Origin of the sequence: Pseudomonas sp. GL-B-19 (genome assembly GCF_019956415.1) — a bacterium.
In the GTDB taxonomy this organism is placed as follows: domain Bacteria; phylum Pseudomonadota; class Gammaproteobacteria; order Pseudomonadales; family Pseudomonadaceae; genus Aquipseudomonas.
The window spans coordinates 60,397-77,685 of the sequence record NZ_JAHBDK010000019.1; the positions used below are offsets into that span (position 1 = coordinate 60,397).

At 52.8% G+C, this 17,289-nt stretch carries 16 protein-coding genes and 2 pseudogenes; 10 read left to right on the forward strand and 8 right to left on the reverse strand.

From position 1 onward, the window contains the following. Positions 1 to 73 precede the first annotated feature (73 nt). The 5 genes from KGB06_RS06360 to KGB06_RS06380 all read left to right on the forward strand — a co-directional run bounded on the left by KGB06_RS06360 (position 74) and on the right by KGB06_RS06380 (position 5,978). Positions 74 to 1,276, forward strand: coding sequence for a glycosyltransferase (locus tag KGB06_RS06360; protein WP_223512813.1), 1,203 nt, complete (start codon positions 74 to 76; stop codon positions 1,274 to 1,276). After that, positions 1,273 to 2,460 carry a glycosyltransferase family 2 protein gene (locus KGB06_RS06365; RefSeq protein WP_223512822.1) on the forward strand — a complete coding sequence of 396 codons (1,188 nt, stop codon included), beginning with the start codon at positions 1,273 to 1,275 and terminating at the stop codon, positions 2,458 to 2,460. The genes KGB06_RS06360 and KGB06_RS06365 overlap by 4 nt, the downstream gene beginning before the upstream one ends. Continuing rightward, on the forward strand, positions 2,460 to 3,200 hold the full coding sequence (locus KGB06_RS06370; protein ID WP_223512825.1) for a WecB/TagA/CpsF family glycosyltransferase: 741 nt from the start codon (positions 2,460 to 2,462) through the stop codon (positions 3,198 to 3,200). Before KGB06_RS06365 ends, KGB06_RS06370 begins: the two co-directional genes overlap by 1 nt. A 411-nt stretch (positions 3,201 to 3,611) precedes the next feature. After that, positions 3,612 to 4,754: a hypothetical protein gene (locus KGB06_RS06375; RefSeq protein ID WP_223512828.1), complete on the forward strand. Its 1,143-nt coding sequence runs from the start codon at positions 3,612 to 3,614 to the stop codon at positions 4,752 to 4,754. Between the two features lie 87 nt (positions 4,755 to 4,841). Next, on the forward strand, positions 4,842 to 5,978 hold the full coding sequence (locus KGB06_RS06380) for a glycosyltransferase 61 family protein (RefSeq protein ID WP_223512830.1): 1,137 nt from the start codon (positions 4,842 to 4,844) through the stop codon (positions 5,976 to 5,978). Positions 5,979 to 6,026: 48 nt separating this feature from the next. Here the strand turns inward: KGB06_RS06380 and KGB06_RS06385 are convergent, their stop codons facing one another. After that, positions 6,027 to 7,451 carry an undecaprenyl-phosphate glucose phosphotransferase gene (locus KGB06_RS06385; protein ID WP_223512831.1) on the reverse strand — a complete coding sequence of 475 codons (1,425 nt, stop codon included), beginning with the start codon at positions 7,449 to 7,451 and terminating at the stop codon, positions 6,027 to 6,029. Positions 7,452 to 7,581: 130 nt separating this feature from the next. Next, positions 7,582 to 7,713, reverse strand: a pseudogene (locus tag KGB06_RS29990) (hypothetical protein); the annotation flags it as partial. A gap of 596 nt (positions 7,714 to 8,309) precedes the next feature. Between KGB06_RS29990 and KGB06_RS06395 the strand changes: the two are divergent. The 5 genes and pseudogenes from KGB06_RS06395 to KGB06_RS06415 form a co-directional block, all read left to right on the forward strand. Continuing rightward, a pseudogene (locus tag KGB06_RS06395) lies at positions 8,310 to 8,531 on the forward strand (sulfatase); the annotation flags it as partial. A gap of 135 nt (positions 8,532 to 8,666) precedes the next feature. Then, the gene (locus tag KGB06_RS06400) at positions 8,667 to 9,335 is read left to right on the forward strand and encodes an ABC transporter ATP-binding protein (RefSeq protein ID WP_223512832.1); all 669 of its coding nucleotides are present in this window, start codon (positions 8,667 to 8,669) and stop codon (positions 9,333 to 9,335) included. A gap of 1 nt (position 9,336) precedes the next feature. Next, entirely contained in the window at positions 9,337 to 11,808 is a 2,472-nt protein-coding gene (locus KGB06_RS06405) for an ABC transporter permease (protein WP_223512833.1), read from the forward strand. Continuing rightward, the gene (locus KGB06_RS06410) at positions 11,798 to 12,862 is read left to right on the forward strand and encodes a lipocalin-like domain-containing protein (protein ID WP_223512834.1); all 1,065 of its coding nucleotides are present in this window, start codon (positions 11,798 to 11,800) and stop codon (positions 12,860 to 12,862) included. The genes KGB06_RS06405 and KGB06_RS06410 overlap by 11 nt, the downstream gene beginning before the upstream one ends. 195 nt (positions 12,863 to 13,057) lie before the next feature. Next, positions 13,058 to 13,642, forward strand: a complete 585-nt coding sequence (locus tag KGB06_RS06415) for a hypothetical protein (RefSeq protein ID WP_223512835.1) — start codon at positions 13,058 to 13,060, stop codon at positions 13,640 to 13,642. A 316-nt stretch (positions 13,643 to 13,958) separates the two neighbouring features. On the opposite strand, the gene KGB06_RS06420 is transcribed toward KGB06_RS06415, so the two are convergent. From KGB06_RS06420 to KGB06_RS06450, 6 genes are all read right to left on the reverse strand, one after another. Next, positions 13,959 to 14,228 carry a hypothetical protein gene (locus tag KGB06_RS06420; RefSeq protein WP_223512836.1) on the reverse strand — a complete coding sequence of 90 codons (270 nt, stop codon included), beginning with the start codon at positions 14,226 to 14,228 and terminating at the stop codon, positions 13,959 to 13,961. Positions 14,229 to 14,245: 17 nt separating this feature from the next. Continuing rightward, positions 14,246 to 14,596: a DUF6124 family protein gene (locus KGB06_RS06425; protein WP_223512839.1), complete on the reverse strand. Its 351-nt coding sequence runs from the start codon at positions 14,594 to 14,596 to the stop codon at positions 14,246 to 14,248. Between the two features lie 424 nt (positions 14,597 to 15,020). Continuing rightward, positions 15,021 to 15,386: a hypothetical protein gene (locus tag KGB06_RS06430; protein WP_223512842.1), complete on the reverse strand. Its 366-nt coding sequence runs from the start codon at positions 15,384 to 15,386 to the stop codon at positions 15,021 to 15,023. Between the two features lie 258 nt (positions 15,387 to 15,644). Continuing rightward, positions 15,645 to 15,908, reverse strand: coding sequence for a hypothetical protein (locus tag KGB06_RS06435; RefSeq protein WP_223512845.1), 264 nt, complete (start codon positions 15,906 to 15,908; stop codon positions 15,645 to 15,647). A 355-nt stretch (positions 15,909 to 16,263) separates the two neighbouring features. Continuing rightward, positions 16,264 to 16,767, reverse strand: coding sequence for a DUF2247 family protein (locus tag KGB06_RS06445; protein WP_223512847.1), 504 nt, complete (start codon positions 16,765 to 16,767; stop codon positions 16,264 to 16,266). Between the two features lie 85 nt (positions 16,768 to 16,852). Beyond that, the gene (locus KGB06_RS06450) at positions 16,853 to 17,242 is read right to left on the reverse strand and encodes a hypothetical protein (RefSeq protein WP_223512850.1); all 390 of its coding nucleotides are present in this window, start codon (positions 17,240 to 17,242) and stop codon (positions 16,853 to 16,855) included. Positions 17,243 to 17,289: the final 47 nt, after the last annotated feature.

Genomic DNA, 17,289 nt, shown 5'->3' on the forward strand with positions numbered 1-17,289 from the left:
TTCGTGATCACCGTACGACTGTGGGTTTGCCTGCAGTCATAATTCACCGCCACGACATCGAAGCTTGGTTCCTATGCGTATCGCTTATTTCATCAATCAATACCCCAAGGTCAGCCATAGCTTCATCCGCCGCGAGATTCTGGCGTTAGAACGCCAGTGCTTGGAAGTGCAGCGCATTGCGCTGCGTGGCTGGGATGCCGAATTGGTGGATGCTGAGGACGTGTCGGAACGCGATAAAACCCTTTATGTGCTCCAGGGTGGAGTCAAAGACCTGTTGGTGCCTGTGTTCCAGGTGCTGCGCGCCAAGCCGCGGCGCTTTTTATCGGCGCTGTGGTTGGCGCTACGCATGGGCCGACATGCCGATCGCCCCTTGCCGTACCATTTGGTCTATTTGTTCGAGGCTTGCCGCTTGCTGTCTTGGTTAGAGGCATTCGGTGCCGAGCATGTGCATGCGCATTTCGGCACTAACTCAACCGAAGTAGTGATGCTGGCCAATGCTCTTGGCGGGCCCGCCTATAGCTTTACCGTGCACGGTCCTGAAGAGTTCGACAAACCGCAGTTTATTCATTTGGGCGAGAAAGTTCAGCGCTCAGTTTTTGTCGTGGCCGTCAGCTCTTATGGGCGCAGCCAGCTGTTTCGCTGGGTGCCTCATGCGCACTGGGCAAAAGTCAAAGTGGTGCATTGTGGCCTGGAACGAGCCTTTCACGACGTGCCGGCAGTTGCTTTACCGGCTGCCCCCCGGTTGGTTTGTGTGGGGCGCTTGAGTGAACAAAAGGGTCAATTGTTGTTACTGGAGGCCGCCCGTATTCTGGCAGCGCAATCCGTAGCGTTTGAAATAGTGCTGGCCGGCGATGGGGAACTGCGTGAGGAAATTGAAGCCCTGATTGCGCAGCATGGTTTAGAGGCTCAGGTTCGTATCACCGGCTGGATTAGCAGCGCGCAGGTGCGTGAGGAAATTCTTGCGGCGCGGGCCATGGTGCTGCCGAGTTTCGCCGAGGGCTTGCCTGTTGTCATCATGGAAGCCATGGCCCTGCGCCGGCCCGTACTCACGACTTATGTGGCAGGCATTCCAGAGTTGGTGCGCCAGGGTGAGAACGGTTGGTTGTTTCCCGCGGGCGCGGTAGAGGACTTGGCGGCAGCGCTGGCAGACTGCCTCGCGCAACCTGTCGAAGTGTTGCAGCGCATGGGCGAGGCCGCTTATCAGCGAGTGCTGGAGCGGCACGATATTGATACCGAAGCGACCAAATTGGCGAAACTGTTTAAGGATCGAACATGATCACATTTTTCAGTTGGCTGTTCAGTGCACTGCTGCTACTCATCCTGTTGCCGGTGCTGGTGCTGTTCATCCAGGTGTTGCTGGCCTGCCTGACTGTGCGATCGCCTGCGTCGAAACAAGGATCGCGGCCGCGAGTGGCGGTGTTGGTGCCTGCACACAATGAATCATCGATCATCGTCGCAACGTTAAATAGTATTCGGCCGCAGTTGCTTGCTGGCGATCGCCTGTTGGTGGTGGCGGACAACTGCACTGACGACACAGCCGAGCACGCCCGCGCTTCGGGCGCCGAGGTGGTGGAGCGCAGCAATGATCAGCAGCGCGGCAAGGGCTATGCGCTGGACTTTGGCGTGCGTCATTTGACGAGCAGTGCGCCGGACGTCCTCATCATTGTTGATGCCGACTGCCAGGTGGTCGAGGGTTCTATTGAAAGGCTGGCAGTGCGTTGCATCGAATCAGGGCGGCCTACTCAATCACTTAATCTGATGCGTGCACCAGAAGGCGCCGGGCTAAAAGTGCGGCTTGCCGAGTTTGCCTGGTGTGTGAAGAACCTGGTGCGGCCCAAAGGGTGGGCTCGGCTTGGCTTGCCCTGTCAGTTAATGGGCACAGGCATGGCGTTCGTTTGGCGGGATCTGCCTTTAATCAATTTGGCCAGTGGGCACATCGTCGAAGATCTGAAGATGGGCCTGGATTTCTGCCGAAGCGGCAAACCACCTTTATTTTGCCCAGACGCTTTGGTGACCAGTTATTTTCCACGCAGTGATGAAGGTTTAAGGACCCAGCGAACGCGTTGGGAACATGGTCACCTGGGGGTACTTCTCGGTGATACGCCAAAGTTGATCGTGGAGTCTATTAGTCGGGGCAACTGGAGTCTTTTGGCTATGACGCTGGATTTGTTGGTTCCGCCGTTGGCCTTACTGACCCTGATACTGGGAGCGGCGTTTAGCCTGTCCTGGTTGGTGTTTGTGCTCTTTGGCGTCCTGGCGCCCTCCTTGATAGCTTCTGCCGGGCTGGGCATCTTGGGTGTGACAGTCTTGCTGGCATGGAGCCAATTTGGTCGCGGGATCATATCTTTTTCTACTTTATTGTATGCGCCGTTCTACGCGTTGAAAAAAATACCCCTATACCTGGGATTTTTAATGAAGCGCCAGGTTAAGTGGGTGCGTTCGAAGCGAGATGACACGTGATGCGTGCTCTGACCTGGCAGGACAACTGGAAAACGATTGTCTCGAAACTGAGGCTGGTCAGCGATGTTGGCGATCAACAGGATTTGATTGATGATTTATCCAGATTTGACGTAACAACAGTGCTTGGATTCGTCAACGCGCACGCCATGAACCTGGTAGCAGCTAACAATCAATACTACGAGGCGTTGTCATCTGCTGACGTTTTACTGCGAGACGGCTCCGGCATGGCCATGCTGTTTCGTCGTCTTGGAATGGCGCCGGGGTTAAACATGAATGGCACGGATTTTATTCCCAAACTGTTGGCCGCGTTCAAAGGACGACGCGTGGCATTTTGGGGCACTGAAGAGGCTTTTCTAGCTAATGCGGCGAAACGAAGTGATGCGCTATTTGCGGTAAATGTAGTGTCTGCGCACCATGGTTTTGCGGAAGCGGATACCTATGTAAACCTTGCCAGGCTCTGGCAGCCAGAATTGGTTGTGCTGGGAATGGGCATGCCCAAACAAGAGGTCGTAGCAACCAGGCTAGCCGCCAGCGGTGTGCCATGTCTGATTGTCTGCGGTGGGGCTATCCTCGACTTTCTGGGTGGCAAAGTTGATCGGGCGCCGAAATGGGTGCGTCGTCTCGGTTGTGAATGGGTGTTCAGGCTGATACAGGAGCCAAAACGATTATTCAGTCGCTATCTGGTTGGCAATCCGATGTTCTTGCTTCGCATGCTGATCTACAGAGGGGCAACTCCTTAGCGAGTGCTCTCACTTGCCCTTGGGGCACATTACCTTTTGGCCCACGATCGGCCGCAAAAATCGGGGCCATAAAAAAAACGCCGCTGGCGCCACAACGATCTTGCATAACCCCAACTTGGCATCTTTACTCCATTGAGGATTACCGATCTGCTGGACATATTAGAAGCAATTTTGTCAGTTTGGTGACAGTCAGACAGTGTCAGATAATCTTGGCCTTATTAAGATAGTTACGAATTTCTCGCAAGAAAAAACGTGGTGTAGCGTTAAGAGATGGCAGATCATACAAACGTGCCAGCAAAGGTGTACTGCGGGTCTTAAGGGCGAGTCTGGCAATTCAGCTTTTGTTTCGAATGACTATCCTGTTGATTTTAAAGCTGAAATAAAATTCACTTAACTTGCGCCGTTGAGCAGATGAAAAAATATGTAGCAATACTGATGCGTAAGCTAATATCTCCTTCAATGCGATTTGAGCTAAGCAAATCACTCGCTGAGCTATATGAATTACTCGCGCGAACATGTTTTTGGCGCTGGGAAATTGTCAGGCTCAGACTTCGGGAAGACAGTTTTTACGATATTCTCTATGTTGGTCGTAAATCACGACGGGAATTTGTGCAAGTTCTCTTGGGTGCCGACCCTCAAGTGGTCGATAGAAAATTAAAATCAGATAAATCAAGGCACTCGGTGCTAGTGAGTGAAATGCCGACCTTGGGCGCGTTGCATATACCTCAGTCTCTGAGTGCAGTCGTGCCCTTGGGCAGGCCAATAGAGGACATTACCGCAAGATACAATACAGAGCTGCGGCGAAATCTGCGTAAAAACCGACTACGTTATCGCATGAAGCAAGCATTGAACGATGACGAGATTGAAAGAGCAGATCGGGAAATGCTTCAACCTTATGCCAGAGCCCGGCATGGCGCAGCGGCCTCTCAGATTGAATCGCATGAGGTTCAAAGGGTGGCAAAAAATTTCGGGCGACTCGACCTGGTAATGCTGGAAGACGAGGTAGTGGCCTGCCATCTGGGGTGCACCATTACCCGAGGGGAAAGGCGCTACTGGAGCACGATCCGCTTCGGCTATCCGGATGCAGTGTTTTCAGATGCAAAAAAATTGCGTGAAATCAACTCTATAACTACGTTCATGGCACTTGAGTGGGCGATAGAAAACGGTTTTGACTATTACGATATCGGTACGTGTCTGGCGCGTCCGGATGATGGGCTCCTCGAGTGGAAAAGAAGGCGTGGAGGGGATGTCGATACGCTGGGCAATCATGGCTATTTGTTTGTACAACTGCCGAAAGAGGGCGTAGCGCAATTTCTTTGGGAAACACCATTATTTGCTGTCGAAGGTAAAAAATTGACACTTCATCTTGGACTGCCCGAGGGTCGGACTGATGAGGAAGTTACGAATCGATATCGTGAAATGGGCTTCGGTGGACTCTCAAAAGTATATCTTCATTGCGCTAAAGAGCCCGGAGCTATGCTTCTCGACACCTTGCGCAGTCGCTACAATCATTTAAAGGCCCCTCCCATCATAAAAAGTATCATATCCGGGTAAATGTATTTTTTGCTTTTGAGAGGTGGAGTTTTACGTGATGGGCTATAAACTAAGTTTCTGTGTGTTTACCTCAGGGTGGAGGTTAATATGTCGAGCACCGATACATTGGCGAATAGCAGTCAGTCGAGGTGGAGTCTTGTTGCGTACAAACATATTCTAAAAGCACGATTTACACGAAAACCGCCATTGACCTTGCAAAGTGTGGCCGTCAAGACTTGGGAAATTGCTCCTGGCGAAACCTCAATTGCTCCGCCTGCTTTTTTCCTGCCCAATCAGCTCGAACGCGTGACGGGATGGGCAGGCGATTTGTTTTATCCCTTCGAACATCCCCGTCGAACAATGGAGGGCGTAGGCAGTTTTGAACATGGCCCAACGCACGGCTACCTGCTTAAAGATGTATGGTTAATTGATGGTGCTATCTATAAAGACGATGCCAAATCATGGTTGTCGCCAAGATCACAATGGCTGCCAAGAGTTCGCGTAGAAAACGAAATTGATCGCGGAGCGATCTATTGCACGGCGGGCGGGAATAAATGGTTCGGCTCATGGTTGATGGATGATTGTATAACTTACCCTATGGCATGCGAAGAGGGTATTCCAGTTACCACGGCACTGCCCGCCAACCTCGTTTCTACCGCCAAGACCGGCATTCTTCACGCCCCCGGTTATGAAGACTGGCTGGGTATGACGCCGGTTCGTCTACGTAACGCATTTTTTCGTGAGCTCGTGATCTTTGACGATCTAAGTCAAAATCGACATAAGCACTTTCGCTTTCGTGCGATGGGTGAAAGGTTGCTGTCGCACGTAAAATATAATTCCCATCCTGGCGTGTTTGTTCTGCGCGGCAACAAGGGTGAATTGCGCTTGTTACGAAATGAAATGGAACTAGCTGAACATCTGCGTGACCGCAGAGGATTTCGCATTATCGATCCCGCAAGGTCTGATGTTGCTACCATCGTCGCGGCCTGTGCCGGTGCAAGAGTCGTGGTAGGGATCGAGGGTAGTCACCTCATACACGGTGTTAACCTACTACCGCTTGGTGGTTCGCTGCTGGTATTGCAGCCTCCCAATCGGTTCCTCTGCTTTTTCAAATATCTAACGGATCGCGATCATCAAAACTTTGGTTTTGTAGTGGGCACACCCGATGGCGACGGTTTTAGAATCGACGCCGATGAGGTTGAGCGCACCCTGGATCTATTTCCGGTCGACACTTTTGTAGGCTGATCAAGTAGGTGAAGGGGTCGTAACTTCTATAGCGCCCCTCGGAATCGACTAGTAGGCATGCTTGCCGGAGAAGACAAGCAAAGTGCGCAGAAGAATGACGAAATCGAGCCAGAGCGACCAGTTGTTGATGTATTCAATGTCCGAATCAACCCGCCGAATCATCTGTTCTATATCTCTCGTTTCACCGCGAAAGCCACGCACTTGAGCCAGGCCTGTGATCCCTGGCTTGATGTTGTGACGGGCAAAATAGTCCGAGATGTCGGGTGAGTACTGCGCATCGTGCGCAATGGCGTGGGGGCGCGGCCCCACCAGGGACATTTCCCCCATCAACACGTTGAACAACTGCGGCAGTTCATCCAGGCTTGTTTTGCGAATAAAGGCGCCCACCTTGGTAGTGCGCGGATCGTTCTTTTCAGCCTGTTTGACGATGCCATCTTCCGGTTGATGGACGACCATGCTTCGGAATTTCCAGATACGGAACGAGTCGCCACTCCACCCCATGCGTTTTTGTCGAAAGAACACCGGCCCAGGGCTGTCGAGCTTGATGGCAATGGCGACTACCGCCAGCAACGGTGCTGCAATCAGCAAGATGAGAAAGGCCAGGACTCTATCTTCAAGGTTCTTCAGAAGCAGCCGCATCCCCATCAGCGGAGTTTCAGAAAGGGTCAGCACGGGAATCCCGGCAATTTCACGTACGCTGTGATTGATCAAGCGCAGTGAAAAAATATCCGGCACCCAGTTTACGGCGATGTGTTTATCAAACAGCTTTAAATAAACGTCTTTGATAACCTTTGAACCATCCAGAGGCGTAACGAAATAGACGGTACGAATGGAGTGCTGAACAACTAGTTCATGTAGGTCGGAGATATGGCCCAGTATTTTTAAGCGATGTGGATTCTTTGAACCATCTTCCACATGATCCTCATCCGTCCCGATCAACACTGCCCCAACCACCTGTTCACTCAGCCAGGGGTTATTGCTGATTTTCTGGTGAAGGAAGTTGGCCAGCTCTCCCTTGCCGATAATAAGTGCGTTGTTCCTATGAGTCGGATGGGCCAGGAACTTTTTCTGGACTTCGCGTGTTGCGAGGTGCAAAAGCAACTGCGCGAAATACCCGATAACAAACAACTCACCCACCAACAAACGTGAGTATTGCTCACTTTGTTTGGTGAGAAAGGCAATGGCAACAAGAAAACAAAAAACGGCCGTCCATGCCTTGAGAAGCTTAAAAGTTTTGACAGCGAAGCCGACATTGCTTCGGTAAATAGCATAGTGATCGTATACGACGGCCAACGCCCCCAGTAGCAACAGGACCATGATGACATAGGCCTGCGATATGAAGCCGATGTGATAGTTGATCAGGTACCACGCGACACCGGTCACTGCGACAGCATCGAGACCAGCCTGAATAACGATACTGGTACTGCTTCTTCTCTGAAGAACGGAACGACTAGTATTGGGCTCAAAAATCATATTTAGATCCTCGCGCTCAATGATGTCGCGCTTCAGTCAAAACTGGCCTCGCTAGAGACCGTTTGCGCCCGCGTTACCGCCAAGCCACTCCTGCTTGTGGTAAGCCACCGACCACCAAATTGAGAGATTTCGGCACTGCTTGTTGCAGTTGTTTTATCTTGTTTGGATCAATGTCGGCACATAAGACGCGATGTCCGACATCGGCCAGTGCCGCTGCTTGTATCAGGCCAACATAGCCCGTACCAAATACGCTCACGTCCATATTGGCGTGCCTCGTAAGACGGTTGAAATAACGAAAGTAGAACTCTCAAAAAGGGTATAGCCCAGCGTTGGGAAAGCGTGTCAGCAAAATGACACTCTGTCGTATTAGGGATTTCCAACTGTTTGGGGCTAAATGCCATCAAGTGCTTGTTCGTGTTCGATTTGTCGCGGATTTGAAGGGATTGCAAAGTTTTAAAGAAATCGATGGACGGTCTTGTGCCAAAAAAATCGGGGTAATTTCCTCGCAAAAGTGTCATTTTCGAATCAACGTTTTTTTGACGCGTACTAAAAAGTCCGACAATTCTTGCGCATGGATGAGGCGGAGCTAGTGTCAAAAAAAGGCCGACAATCTATTGGCCAATGGCGCCGGAAAGATAACGATTCGATATATCAAATAACTTTTTTTAATTATTTATTTGCTTAAAAGTTACGACTATTACGTCGAACGTTTGAGTGGAATGGGCATCGGTTTTCCGGTGCTGCTGTTCGGGGCATGTTTATCGCGCTGACGATGGCGCTGTTTATGACGGCGTACATTCGTCAGACGTTGATCCGACAACTGTTCGCCCTGGTGGGCAGCGCGTTGAATATCCTGGTCACTACAACATCTTCCCGACGCTGTTGCAGTTGATGGGGTATGACCTGACGGGGGTTGAGGCGGTGTATGGCAAGCCACTGAGTGTGCCGACGGCCGACACATTCACGTTTAACTACCGGTTCAATGCGCGGCTGGGGGCGAAGCCGCAGTGGAAGCATACTGATTTGAAGAGCATTGTGACGCCTTCGCAGTCGCCGGCGAGTGTGGCGGCGGGGCAGTGACATTTCTGTTGTCTGATCGGGCCCCTTCGCGGGCAAGCCCGCTCCTACAGGGATCGGGTTGTGAGGGTTGATCCGAAGGCAACGCATCTGTTTAGGCCGCTATCCTTGCTTCACGCTTCTTAAACGGGTTTACCCATGCTTCAGGTCCAAGGCGTCTTCAAAAGTTACGCTACCCCGCAAGGTCCGCTGCCGGTGCTGCAAGGCGTCGACCTGACGCTCAAACCCGGCAGCAGCCTGGCGCTGATGGGCGAGTCGGGCAGCGGCAAAAGCACCTTGCTGCACCTGATTGCCGGGCTCGACAAAGTCGACCAGGGCAGCATCCGCAGCGGTGAACATCGGCTGGAGCAGATGAGCGAAGGGCAACTGGCCAACTGGCGGCGCACCGAAATCGGCCTGGTGTTTCAGCAGTTCAATCTGATCGGCAGTTTGCGGGTCGAGGACAATCTGGCCTTTCAGGCGCGGTTAGCGGGGCGCCATGATCCGCGCTGGCAGGCGCATCTGGTGCAGCGCCTGGGCTTGAGTGATTTACTGCGACGCTATCCGGAGCAACTGTCCGGCGGCCAACAGCAGCGAGTCGCATTGGGCCGCGCGCTGGCGTCAAAGCCGAAACTTCTGCTGGCCGACGAACCCACCGGCAGCCTCGATGAAGCCACCAGCGACGAGGTGCTGAAGCTGCTCCTGGAATTGCTCGACGACACACCCACCACGTTGTTGATGGTCACTCACAGTCCACGGGTTGCCGCGCGGCTGGCGGAAAAAGTGGTGTTGCACGGTGGTCGTCTGGCTGGCACGGACGAGCGCTGAGGTGCGGGTTTTTCGCGAGACGTTACGGGCGCTGCTCAGTCATTGGCGGCAGCACCCGGTGCAGTTTTTCAGCGTGCTGACCGGGCTCTGGCTCGCCACCAGTTTGCTCACCGGCGTACAGGCATTGAACAGCCAGGCGCGGGAAAGCTATGCCCGAGCCAGTCAGTTGATCGGCGGCGAACCGCAGGCCAGCCTAAGTGCGCCCGGTGGCGGGACGTTTTCTCAGTCGTTATTTGTCGACTTGCGTCGAGCCGGTTGGCCGGTGTCGCCGGTGCTGCAAGGTCGAGTCATCCTCAAGGGGCATGAAGAGCAACGCTTGCAGCTGATGGGCATCGAGCCGGTGTCGCTGCCCGCCGGTTCCTCGGTGGCGGGGCAGGCGTTGCCAATCGAGCAGATTGTCGAGTTCTTCAGTGCGCCGGGCAGTACCTGGATTTCGCCGCAGACGTTGCAGACTTTGGGGTTGCGCGAAGGTGAGCGGCCGACAAGTTTGAGTGGTGTGGCATTACCACCGCTGCACGTTCAAACCGACATGGCCCCTGGTGTGCTGCTGGTGGACATTGGCTTTGCTCAACAGATTTTGGGGTTGCCCGATCAACTGTCGCGCTTGCTGTTGCCGAAGGATTTCAGCGCTCCTTTACCCGACACCTTCAAGGATCAACTCCAGCTCAGGAGCAGCGGCGAGGAGAACAACCTCGCGCGCCTGACCGAGAGCTTTCACCTGAACCTCGACGCCTTGGGTTTTCTGTCATTCGTGGTCGGTTTGTTCATCGTCCACGCGGCCATCGGTCTGGCACTGGAACAACGCCGGGGCCTGCTCAGAACCCTACGCGCCTGTGGCGTCAGTGCACGAATGCTCATCGCGTGCCTGGCCGTTGAACTCGGCGGTCTGGCGCTGATGGGCGGCCTCGCCGGGGTGGTCAGCGGCTACCTGTTGGCCAGCGTATTATTGCCGGACGTTGCCGCCAGCCTTCGCGGCTTGTACGGCGCCGAAGTGGCGGGGCAGTTGAACCTCAGCCCGTGGTGGTGGCTCAGCGGTGTCGGCCTGAGTTTGCTCGGTGCATTGCTGGCCGGCGCCAACAGTCTGCTGCGAGCGGCGCGTTTGCCGTTGCTGGCACTGGCTGATCCGCAAGCCTGGCATCAGGCTCATGCGCGGTGGTTGCGGCGCCAGGGTTGGGTCGCGGGGACGGCGGCCGTGATTGCGCTCAGCGCCTTGATCTGGGGCGACAGCCTGGCCAGTGGATTTGTGTTGATGGCGGCGTTATTGCTGGGCGCCGCTCTGGCGCTGCCCGTAGTGCTCAATGCCGTGCTCAACCTCGCATTGCAGCGCAGTCATTCAGTGCTCGGCCAATGGTTTGTCGCCGATTGCCGACAGCAATTGCCGGCCCTGAGCCTGGCCCTGATGGCGCTGCTGTTGGCACTCGCGGCGAACATCGGCGCCGGCAGCATGACCGCCGGTTTTCGCCAGACCTTCAGCAACTGGCTCGAACAGCGCCTGACCGCCGAGCTCTACGTCAATCCGCAAACCCCGGCTCAGTCTCGCGAGCTGAACACCTGGCTTAAACAGCAACCGCAACTCTCGGCGGTGCTGCCCAACTGGCAGGTGTCGATCCAGTTGCAGGGCTGGCCGGCGGACATTTTCGGCGTGATCGATCACCCGACTTATCGTCAACATTGGCCGTTGCTGGAGGCCTTGGGCGACAACCCATGGGACCGACTGGCCAAGGACGATGCGCTGATGCTCAGCGAGCAACTGGCCCGACGCCTGAAGGTGCGCCTCGGTGATCACCTCACGATTCCCACGCCGGGCGGCCCGTGGTCGCCGCGCATCGTCGGGATCTACGCCGATTACGGCAACCCCAAGGGTCACTTGCTGGTCAACGTCAACCATCTGCTGCACGGCTGGCCACAGCAGGCGCCCAACCGTTTTAATCTGCGCATTGAACCGGCACTGATCCCGGCATTTGTCAGCGCGTTGCAGGCGCGTTTCGCGCTGGACGACAACCGCATTGTCGATCAGGCGCGGCTCAAAGGCTGGTCGACGCAAGTGTTCGAACGCACCTTCGCCGCCACCGCAGCGCTCAACAGCCTGACCCTTTGTGTGGCGGGCGTGGCGTTGTTTATCAGCTTGCTGACCCAAAGCCAAAGCCGTCTCGGGCAGCTTGCGCCGTTGTGGGCGCTGGGCGTGACGCGCCGGCAATTGATGCTGCTCAACCTCGGGCAAACCTGGTCGCTGGCGGTGTTGACGCTGGTACTGGCGTTGCCGCTGGGAATCGCGCTGGCGTGGTGCCTGGATGCGGTGATCAACGTCCAGGCGTTCGGCTGGCGCTTGCCTTTGCGCGTGTTTCCGCTGCAATTGTTGCAGTTGATGGGGTTGGCGTTGTTCGCGACGTTACTGGCATCGGCGTGGCCGTTGTACTCGCTGTATCGCACGCAACCGGCGGACCTGCTGAGGACGTTTGCTCATGAGGATTAAGCTCGGATTGCTTTTATTGGTTTTATTGAGCGGCTGCGACAACTCCGCACCTGTCGAGAAAGGCTTCGCCGGTCTCGGGGGCGAAGCGGCCGCGTTTACACCGGTGGTGCCGGGCCGGGTCTTCAGCTTCCCGGCGGATCACGGGCCCCATGACGGTTTTCGCATCGAGTGGTGGTACGTCACCGCCAACCTCAAGGACGCGCAGGGCCAAGAATTCGGCGTGCAATGGACGTTGTTTCGCAGCGCCTTGAAAGCAGCGCCCGAAGTTGCGGGCTGGGCCAATCAGACGATCTGGCTGGGGCACGCGGCCGTGACCTCAGCGACGGTGCATCACGCGGCCGAACGCTACGCCCGTGGCGGCGTCGGTCAGGCGGGCGTGAGCGTGGCGCCGTTCAATGCGTGGATCGATGATTGGCATTTCAGCAGCCAGGGGGCTGATCCATTAGCGGATGTTCAACTCAGTGCGCGGGACAAGGCTTTCGGATACCAACTGCGGCTAACGTCCTCGCGCCCGCTGGTGCTTCAGGGCGACAAAGGTTTCAGCCAGAAATCCGAACAGGGCCAGGCGTCGTACTATTACAGCCAGCCGTTTTTTCAGGCCAGTGGCTCGCTGGACATCGACGGTAAAACCTATCAAGTCAGCGGCCCGGCCTGGCTCGATCGCGAATGGAGCAGCCAACCGCTGACCGCCAACCAGACCGGTTGGGACTGGTTTTCCCTGCACCTGGACAGCGGCGAACAGGTGATGCTCTACCGCATGCGCAACAAGCTCGGCGAGCCTTACCTCACCGGCACCTGGATCGACGCCCAGGGGCAGACTCAACCACTGCATGCCGACGACATCCGCCTCACACCGCAAGACACGGCCAAGGTCGCTGGCCGTCAGATGCCCGTGCGCTGGTCAATCAAAATCCCCGGCAAGCACCTCGATATCACCCTTGACGCTCTCAACCCCAACGCCTGGATGGATTTGCGCATTCCATATTGGGAAGGGCCGGTGCAACTAAGCGGCAGCCATGCGGGGCAGGGTTATCTGGAAATGACCGGTTACTGAGGGCGAAGTCGAGCGCTACGCCTCACCGAGTTGATCTGGCGCAAGGAAAGCAGCAAAAACACAGACAGCGGCGAATCCACCGCGCAAGAAACTGCGAACACTCCCTGAAGAACGTCTATGCTCATTGGCACACATCGCGCTGACGCCTGAGCCAGAGCGGTCTGCTGTCATTTATTACCAAGGAATGTATTGCCTATGAAACTCCACGCACTGACCAAAGCCATCACCCTCGCTACCTTGCTGTCTGCTGTCAGCCTTGGCGCTATGGCCGAGGAGATTCCGTTGTCTGCTGACGTGGTAGCGGATCAGATGACCGCGACAGTTGTCTCGGTCGATGCCGCAAACCATCAAGTCGTCCTTAAAGGGCCTGAAGGTAATGAGGCTACTATCCAACTGACTGACGAGGCGAAAAACCTTGGCAAATTGAAAGCTGGCGATCTGGTCGACATCCAAGTGGCTCACGCCGTCGTATTCGCCCTCGATACCGACGTCGACAAGGGCCTGCCAGGCGCCGCCGAACGCACGGGCGAAGCTCGCGCGGCTCCGGGTAGCTCCAAACCGGGCGGCGAAGCTTACCGTCAGGTCCAGGTTCAGCTGAAAATCACCCACATCGACCTGAAGAAACATCAGGTAACCTTCGAAGGTCCGAAGGGTAATAAAAAAACTGTTGATGTCGTAAAACCAGAAATTCAAGCCAAACTCAAAGACCTGAAAGTTGGGCAAAGCGTTGTCGTCACGTACACCGACGTACTGAAAGTGACCACTAAATCCAAAAGCTGAGGATTGACTGTATAGACTGATTGTTCTTGTATAGTTTTTTTGTACAAGAACAATCAGCGTTAATGTTCTGGTTGGTGAGTTTTGGTGCAGGCTGAATAGTATTTCGATCGTCATTCACTTAAACATTATGTATATAAAATTTCATGTTCGTCTCGCGGACATATTTGCAAACTTCTATTAAAATTCCCTCGTTCGCCCAGTGTCAGGGCTCTTTACCAGTGCATGGATTGCCGAGGCCATTGCACTGGGCGGACTCCTTATAGAAGGGCTGACAGCGAATACACAAAAACGGGCGATCGTAGGATCGCCCGTTTTTTTATTCAGCTTGTGCCTGTAAGCGTCGGCCGATAACGTCCAGCAAGTCGCAGCCGTCGCGTAGTGGAATTGCAATTACCCGGGCGAAGTCCTGAAGTAGCGCGTTGTCGCCCTTGAGCGAATCACCCAAGGATAGAGTTTCCACCAGTTGAGTCACGCTGCGGATTCGGTATGCCGCCGTGTCGTGCAACACGTCGAGGGGCGCTTCCGTATCAACCAGCAGGGAAGGGATCAGGCAATCGATGCCGGTGATGGGCATGTATCGAGCCATGGTTGAACCTCCTTCTCTCAAGATTGGGTGCTTTGTGGGGCTTCGGATGCGTCGCCAAGAGGGTCGAGATTGTCCAGCGCACGGTTCACCAATAATTCACCCACTACCGCCAGTTGCTGGATTGATAGCGCGAGGCTGCGGTGTGAACCTTCGAGTTCGCAGGCCAGGTCGGTGGTCAGGACGTTGAGAGAACCGAGGGTTTCGCAGGCGTGGCTTAGCAGGGTTTCGGTATCGATGTTGGGGAGGATGGTGAAGACGTGGCTGATGGGGTCTGGGGTGTTCGGATCTCGGAGGCGGGCGCTGACGGTGCGTTGGGTTGCTTGGCTGAGATCGATTGGGCCGAGGGAATCGGGAGGACATTTTTTCATGGTGAAGCTCCTGTAGGGACGGAGCCGCAAAGCGGCATTTGCATGCCTTGATCGTGTTCAGTCTGTCAAAACCGGTCGCTGAGGTTGCAGCGGCTGGGGGAGGTTATCTGGGGGAGTGGGGGGTTACAAGTTCATGGAGGTCGATAGGGGTTGTGGGAAATTTCTGAAGCATGGATTCATGGAGCAAAAAGTAGAACTTGCTGATTTTTTTCACGACCGTATTTGTTGTTTAAGAAGGCTATATGTTTGGACTTTTAAAAAAGCTATTGTGTTCTGATGGAGCTTTTTCCCAGTTGTCGAGTAACTGATTGTCAAATTCTTCGAATCCTACTTATGTCGACATGTATATAGCTAGATGTCAAAATTCCTGTGCTTAATCGAAATCTGAAAGTATACGATTCACCTTGCTTAACGTTTTTTGTGATTACCAAAGATCTACTCTTGCGCATTTGAATTCAATGACGTTTCCATTCTCTAAGCCGCCTGGTAGGAGGTCGTCGATGATCATGCAGATGTCGCCAACGGCAATTATTTGATTTTTAATGTCGACTATTTTTGCGACGACTTTGCGCTCAAGCTTTTCGTTGTTTGTGCTCCATATCCCCAGTAGGAATTTGTCACTGATCATTGCATTTTTTATGGAGAATACGTGGAGCGGTTCAGTTAACTGCTGGCCAACCTTGGCACTGCAAGGCTGAGAAAAGACGACACATTTAAAGTGGCCGTCACTGATTTCAACCTCAGCTTCTTCGGCCTCACTTGAAATCCATTTTATGCTTTCAATTATCATGCTTTATCACTTGTGATCAAAAGGAGCAGCTTCGTTTGCTTTTGTTGAAAATAAATCCGTCGCCTTTGTTTTCTGGAAAAAATTTTGTCCCCTTTATTATTTTGCTGCTGACTCGGCTTTTGCGAGTAGGTTTGTGAGTTCTGCTTCGACTTCGTCAGTCGGAATCGTTTTTAAAATGTTGCGGATGAAAAGTGCGTATTTTTTTCTATTGGTACTTCAGCCCAGTCGAGTTCGTAAATGGCTATAATTTTTACATCTTTATAGCTGGAGTCGGAAAGTAATAGTTTCAGTATTTTTGTTGCGTGGTCTGTCCTCTCCTAACGATACAGCGCAACGCTGCTGCCAGTATTCTGGTTTATGGAGTACCTCTCGTTCTAATTGCTCCCATTGCTGATCTTTGAAATCAATTAAAACTGATTTTGCTACTAGTTCGGGGCTGTATTCAGTCCAATTTGAATCTTCTGAATCACCGATCCATGAATATAACTTTTCATAAATCTCTTCATTTTCATCGTTTCTCATGGAGTCGCTCCTGTTGGATAGGATGAAGTCACTACGCCGTTTTCTTTAATTACTTGCCATTCAACGCCATCAACGACTTTTATCTGTTCAGTGATTAACGCCCCTGGTTCATCACGTAAAACTCTTCCGGGTTCTAACGCTACCTCATCAGTAGCTTTGAGGATTTTTGCATCATTCCAGCTTTTAGGCGCAAAAGTATGCCTGTTTGGAGATTTTGCAGCGGACCAGCCAACTGTTCCATCCTTACGTGAAAAGGGGACGGATTTGTTTTCTTTCGTAAAAATAAATCCGTCCCCTTTTTCAGTCCTTTTTCACACTTTTTTACAACTCACGAAAAACGGGGTGGAGTCACTTTCTACAAAGTCTTTCTGTTTTGATTACTAAAAAAACTATTGTAGTCTGATAAAGCTTTTTCCCAGTTCTTGAATAGCTGATCCTCAGATCCTTCGATGCCTTCTGATGCCGGCATGTATCTAGTTAGAGGTGAAATTTCCTCTGGGTAATCGAAGTCTGAATATACCTGCTCCACTATATTTAATGGGTCGCTGTAACTATTTTTATTGTCAAACAAAAATGAAAGCAGTAAAAAAATCCATGGTTTTGCTTTGTCTGTTTCAATAGTTGGTTCGTTGGTAGCAAGTCTGCGGAGTAAATCGAGTGTCAAGTAGCTTTCTTGGGGTAATAAAGACGCAAGGCTAATGGCTTCTTGTGAAGATTTTTCAGTTAAACCCTCGCAAGCGAATTCAGATACTCCCTTTTCGTTTATGAAGCTGTGTTCCAGTCCATAAAGAAGCTCACTCCAGTTTAGCCAGGGTGCGTGTGCATATACGTAGGATCCGTCAAGTAATAAGTCTTTCATACGTTGCCTACTTTGGCATTCTCGATGAACTAGCGAAAAGGGGGCGGATTTATTTTTTTTCGTGAAAATAAATCCGTCCACTTTTTTAAATATTTGTAGGGTAAAGAGTGGTTTTTTGTGCGGTAAGGTTGATAAATAAAGGGAGTGGTAGATCAATTTCGTCTATTGAAATAAATATTATGGAGTCGCCCAGTTTTAATTCGCTGTCTCCATCTTCATCGCTAGATATGAGTTTGGCCGTTTTGCAGAGCTTTCCAGAGTAAAAATATAATGACGGTATGCAATCGGTGGACGGGCTGATGTTTGTGTTCCAAATGAAGTCATCATCATCAATCTCCATCTCTACATCATATGTCTGATTTTCCTCAAGCGTGGAACTTGAAAAAAATGACCTTCCAGTCCCGTAAGTTGTAGAGAACTCCGCGAAGGTGCCGAGCGCCATAGGTTCTATGATGTGCTGTATCGTTGCCTTCATCTATTTAGTTCCTAGTGGAGCGCGAACAACAGAGTTATCAATATTTA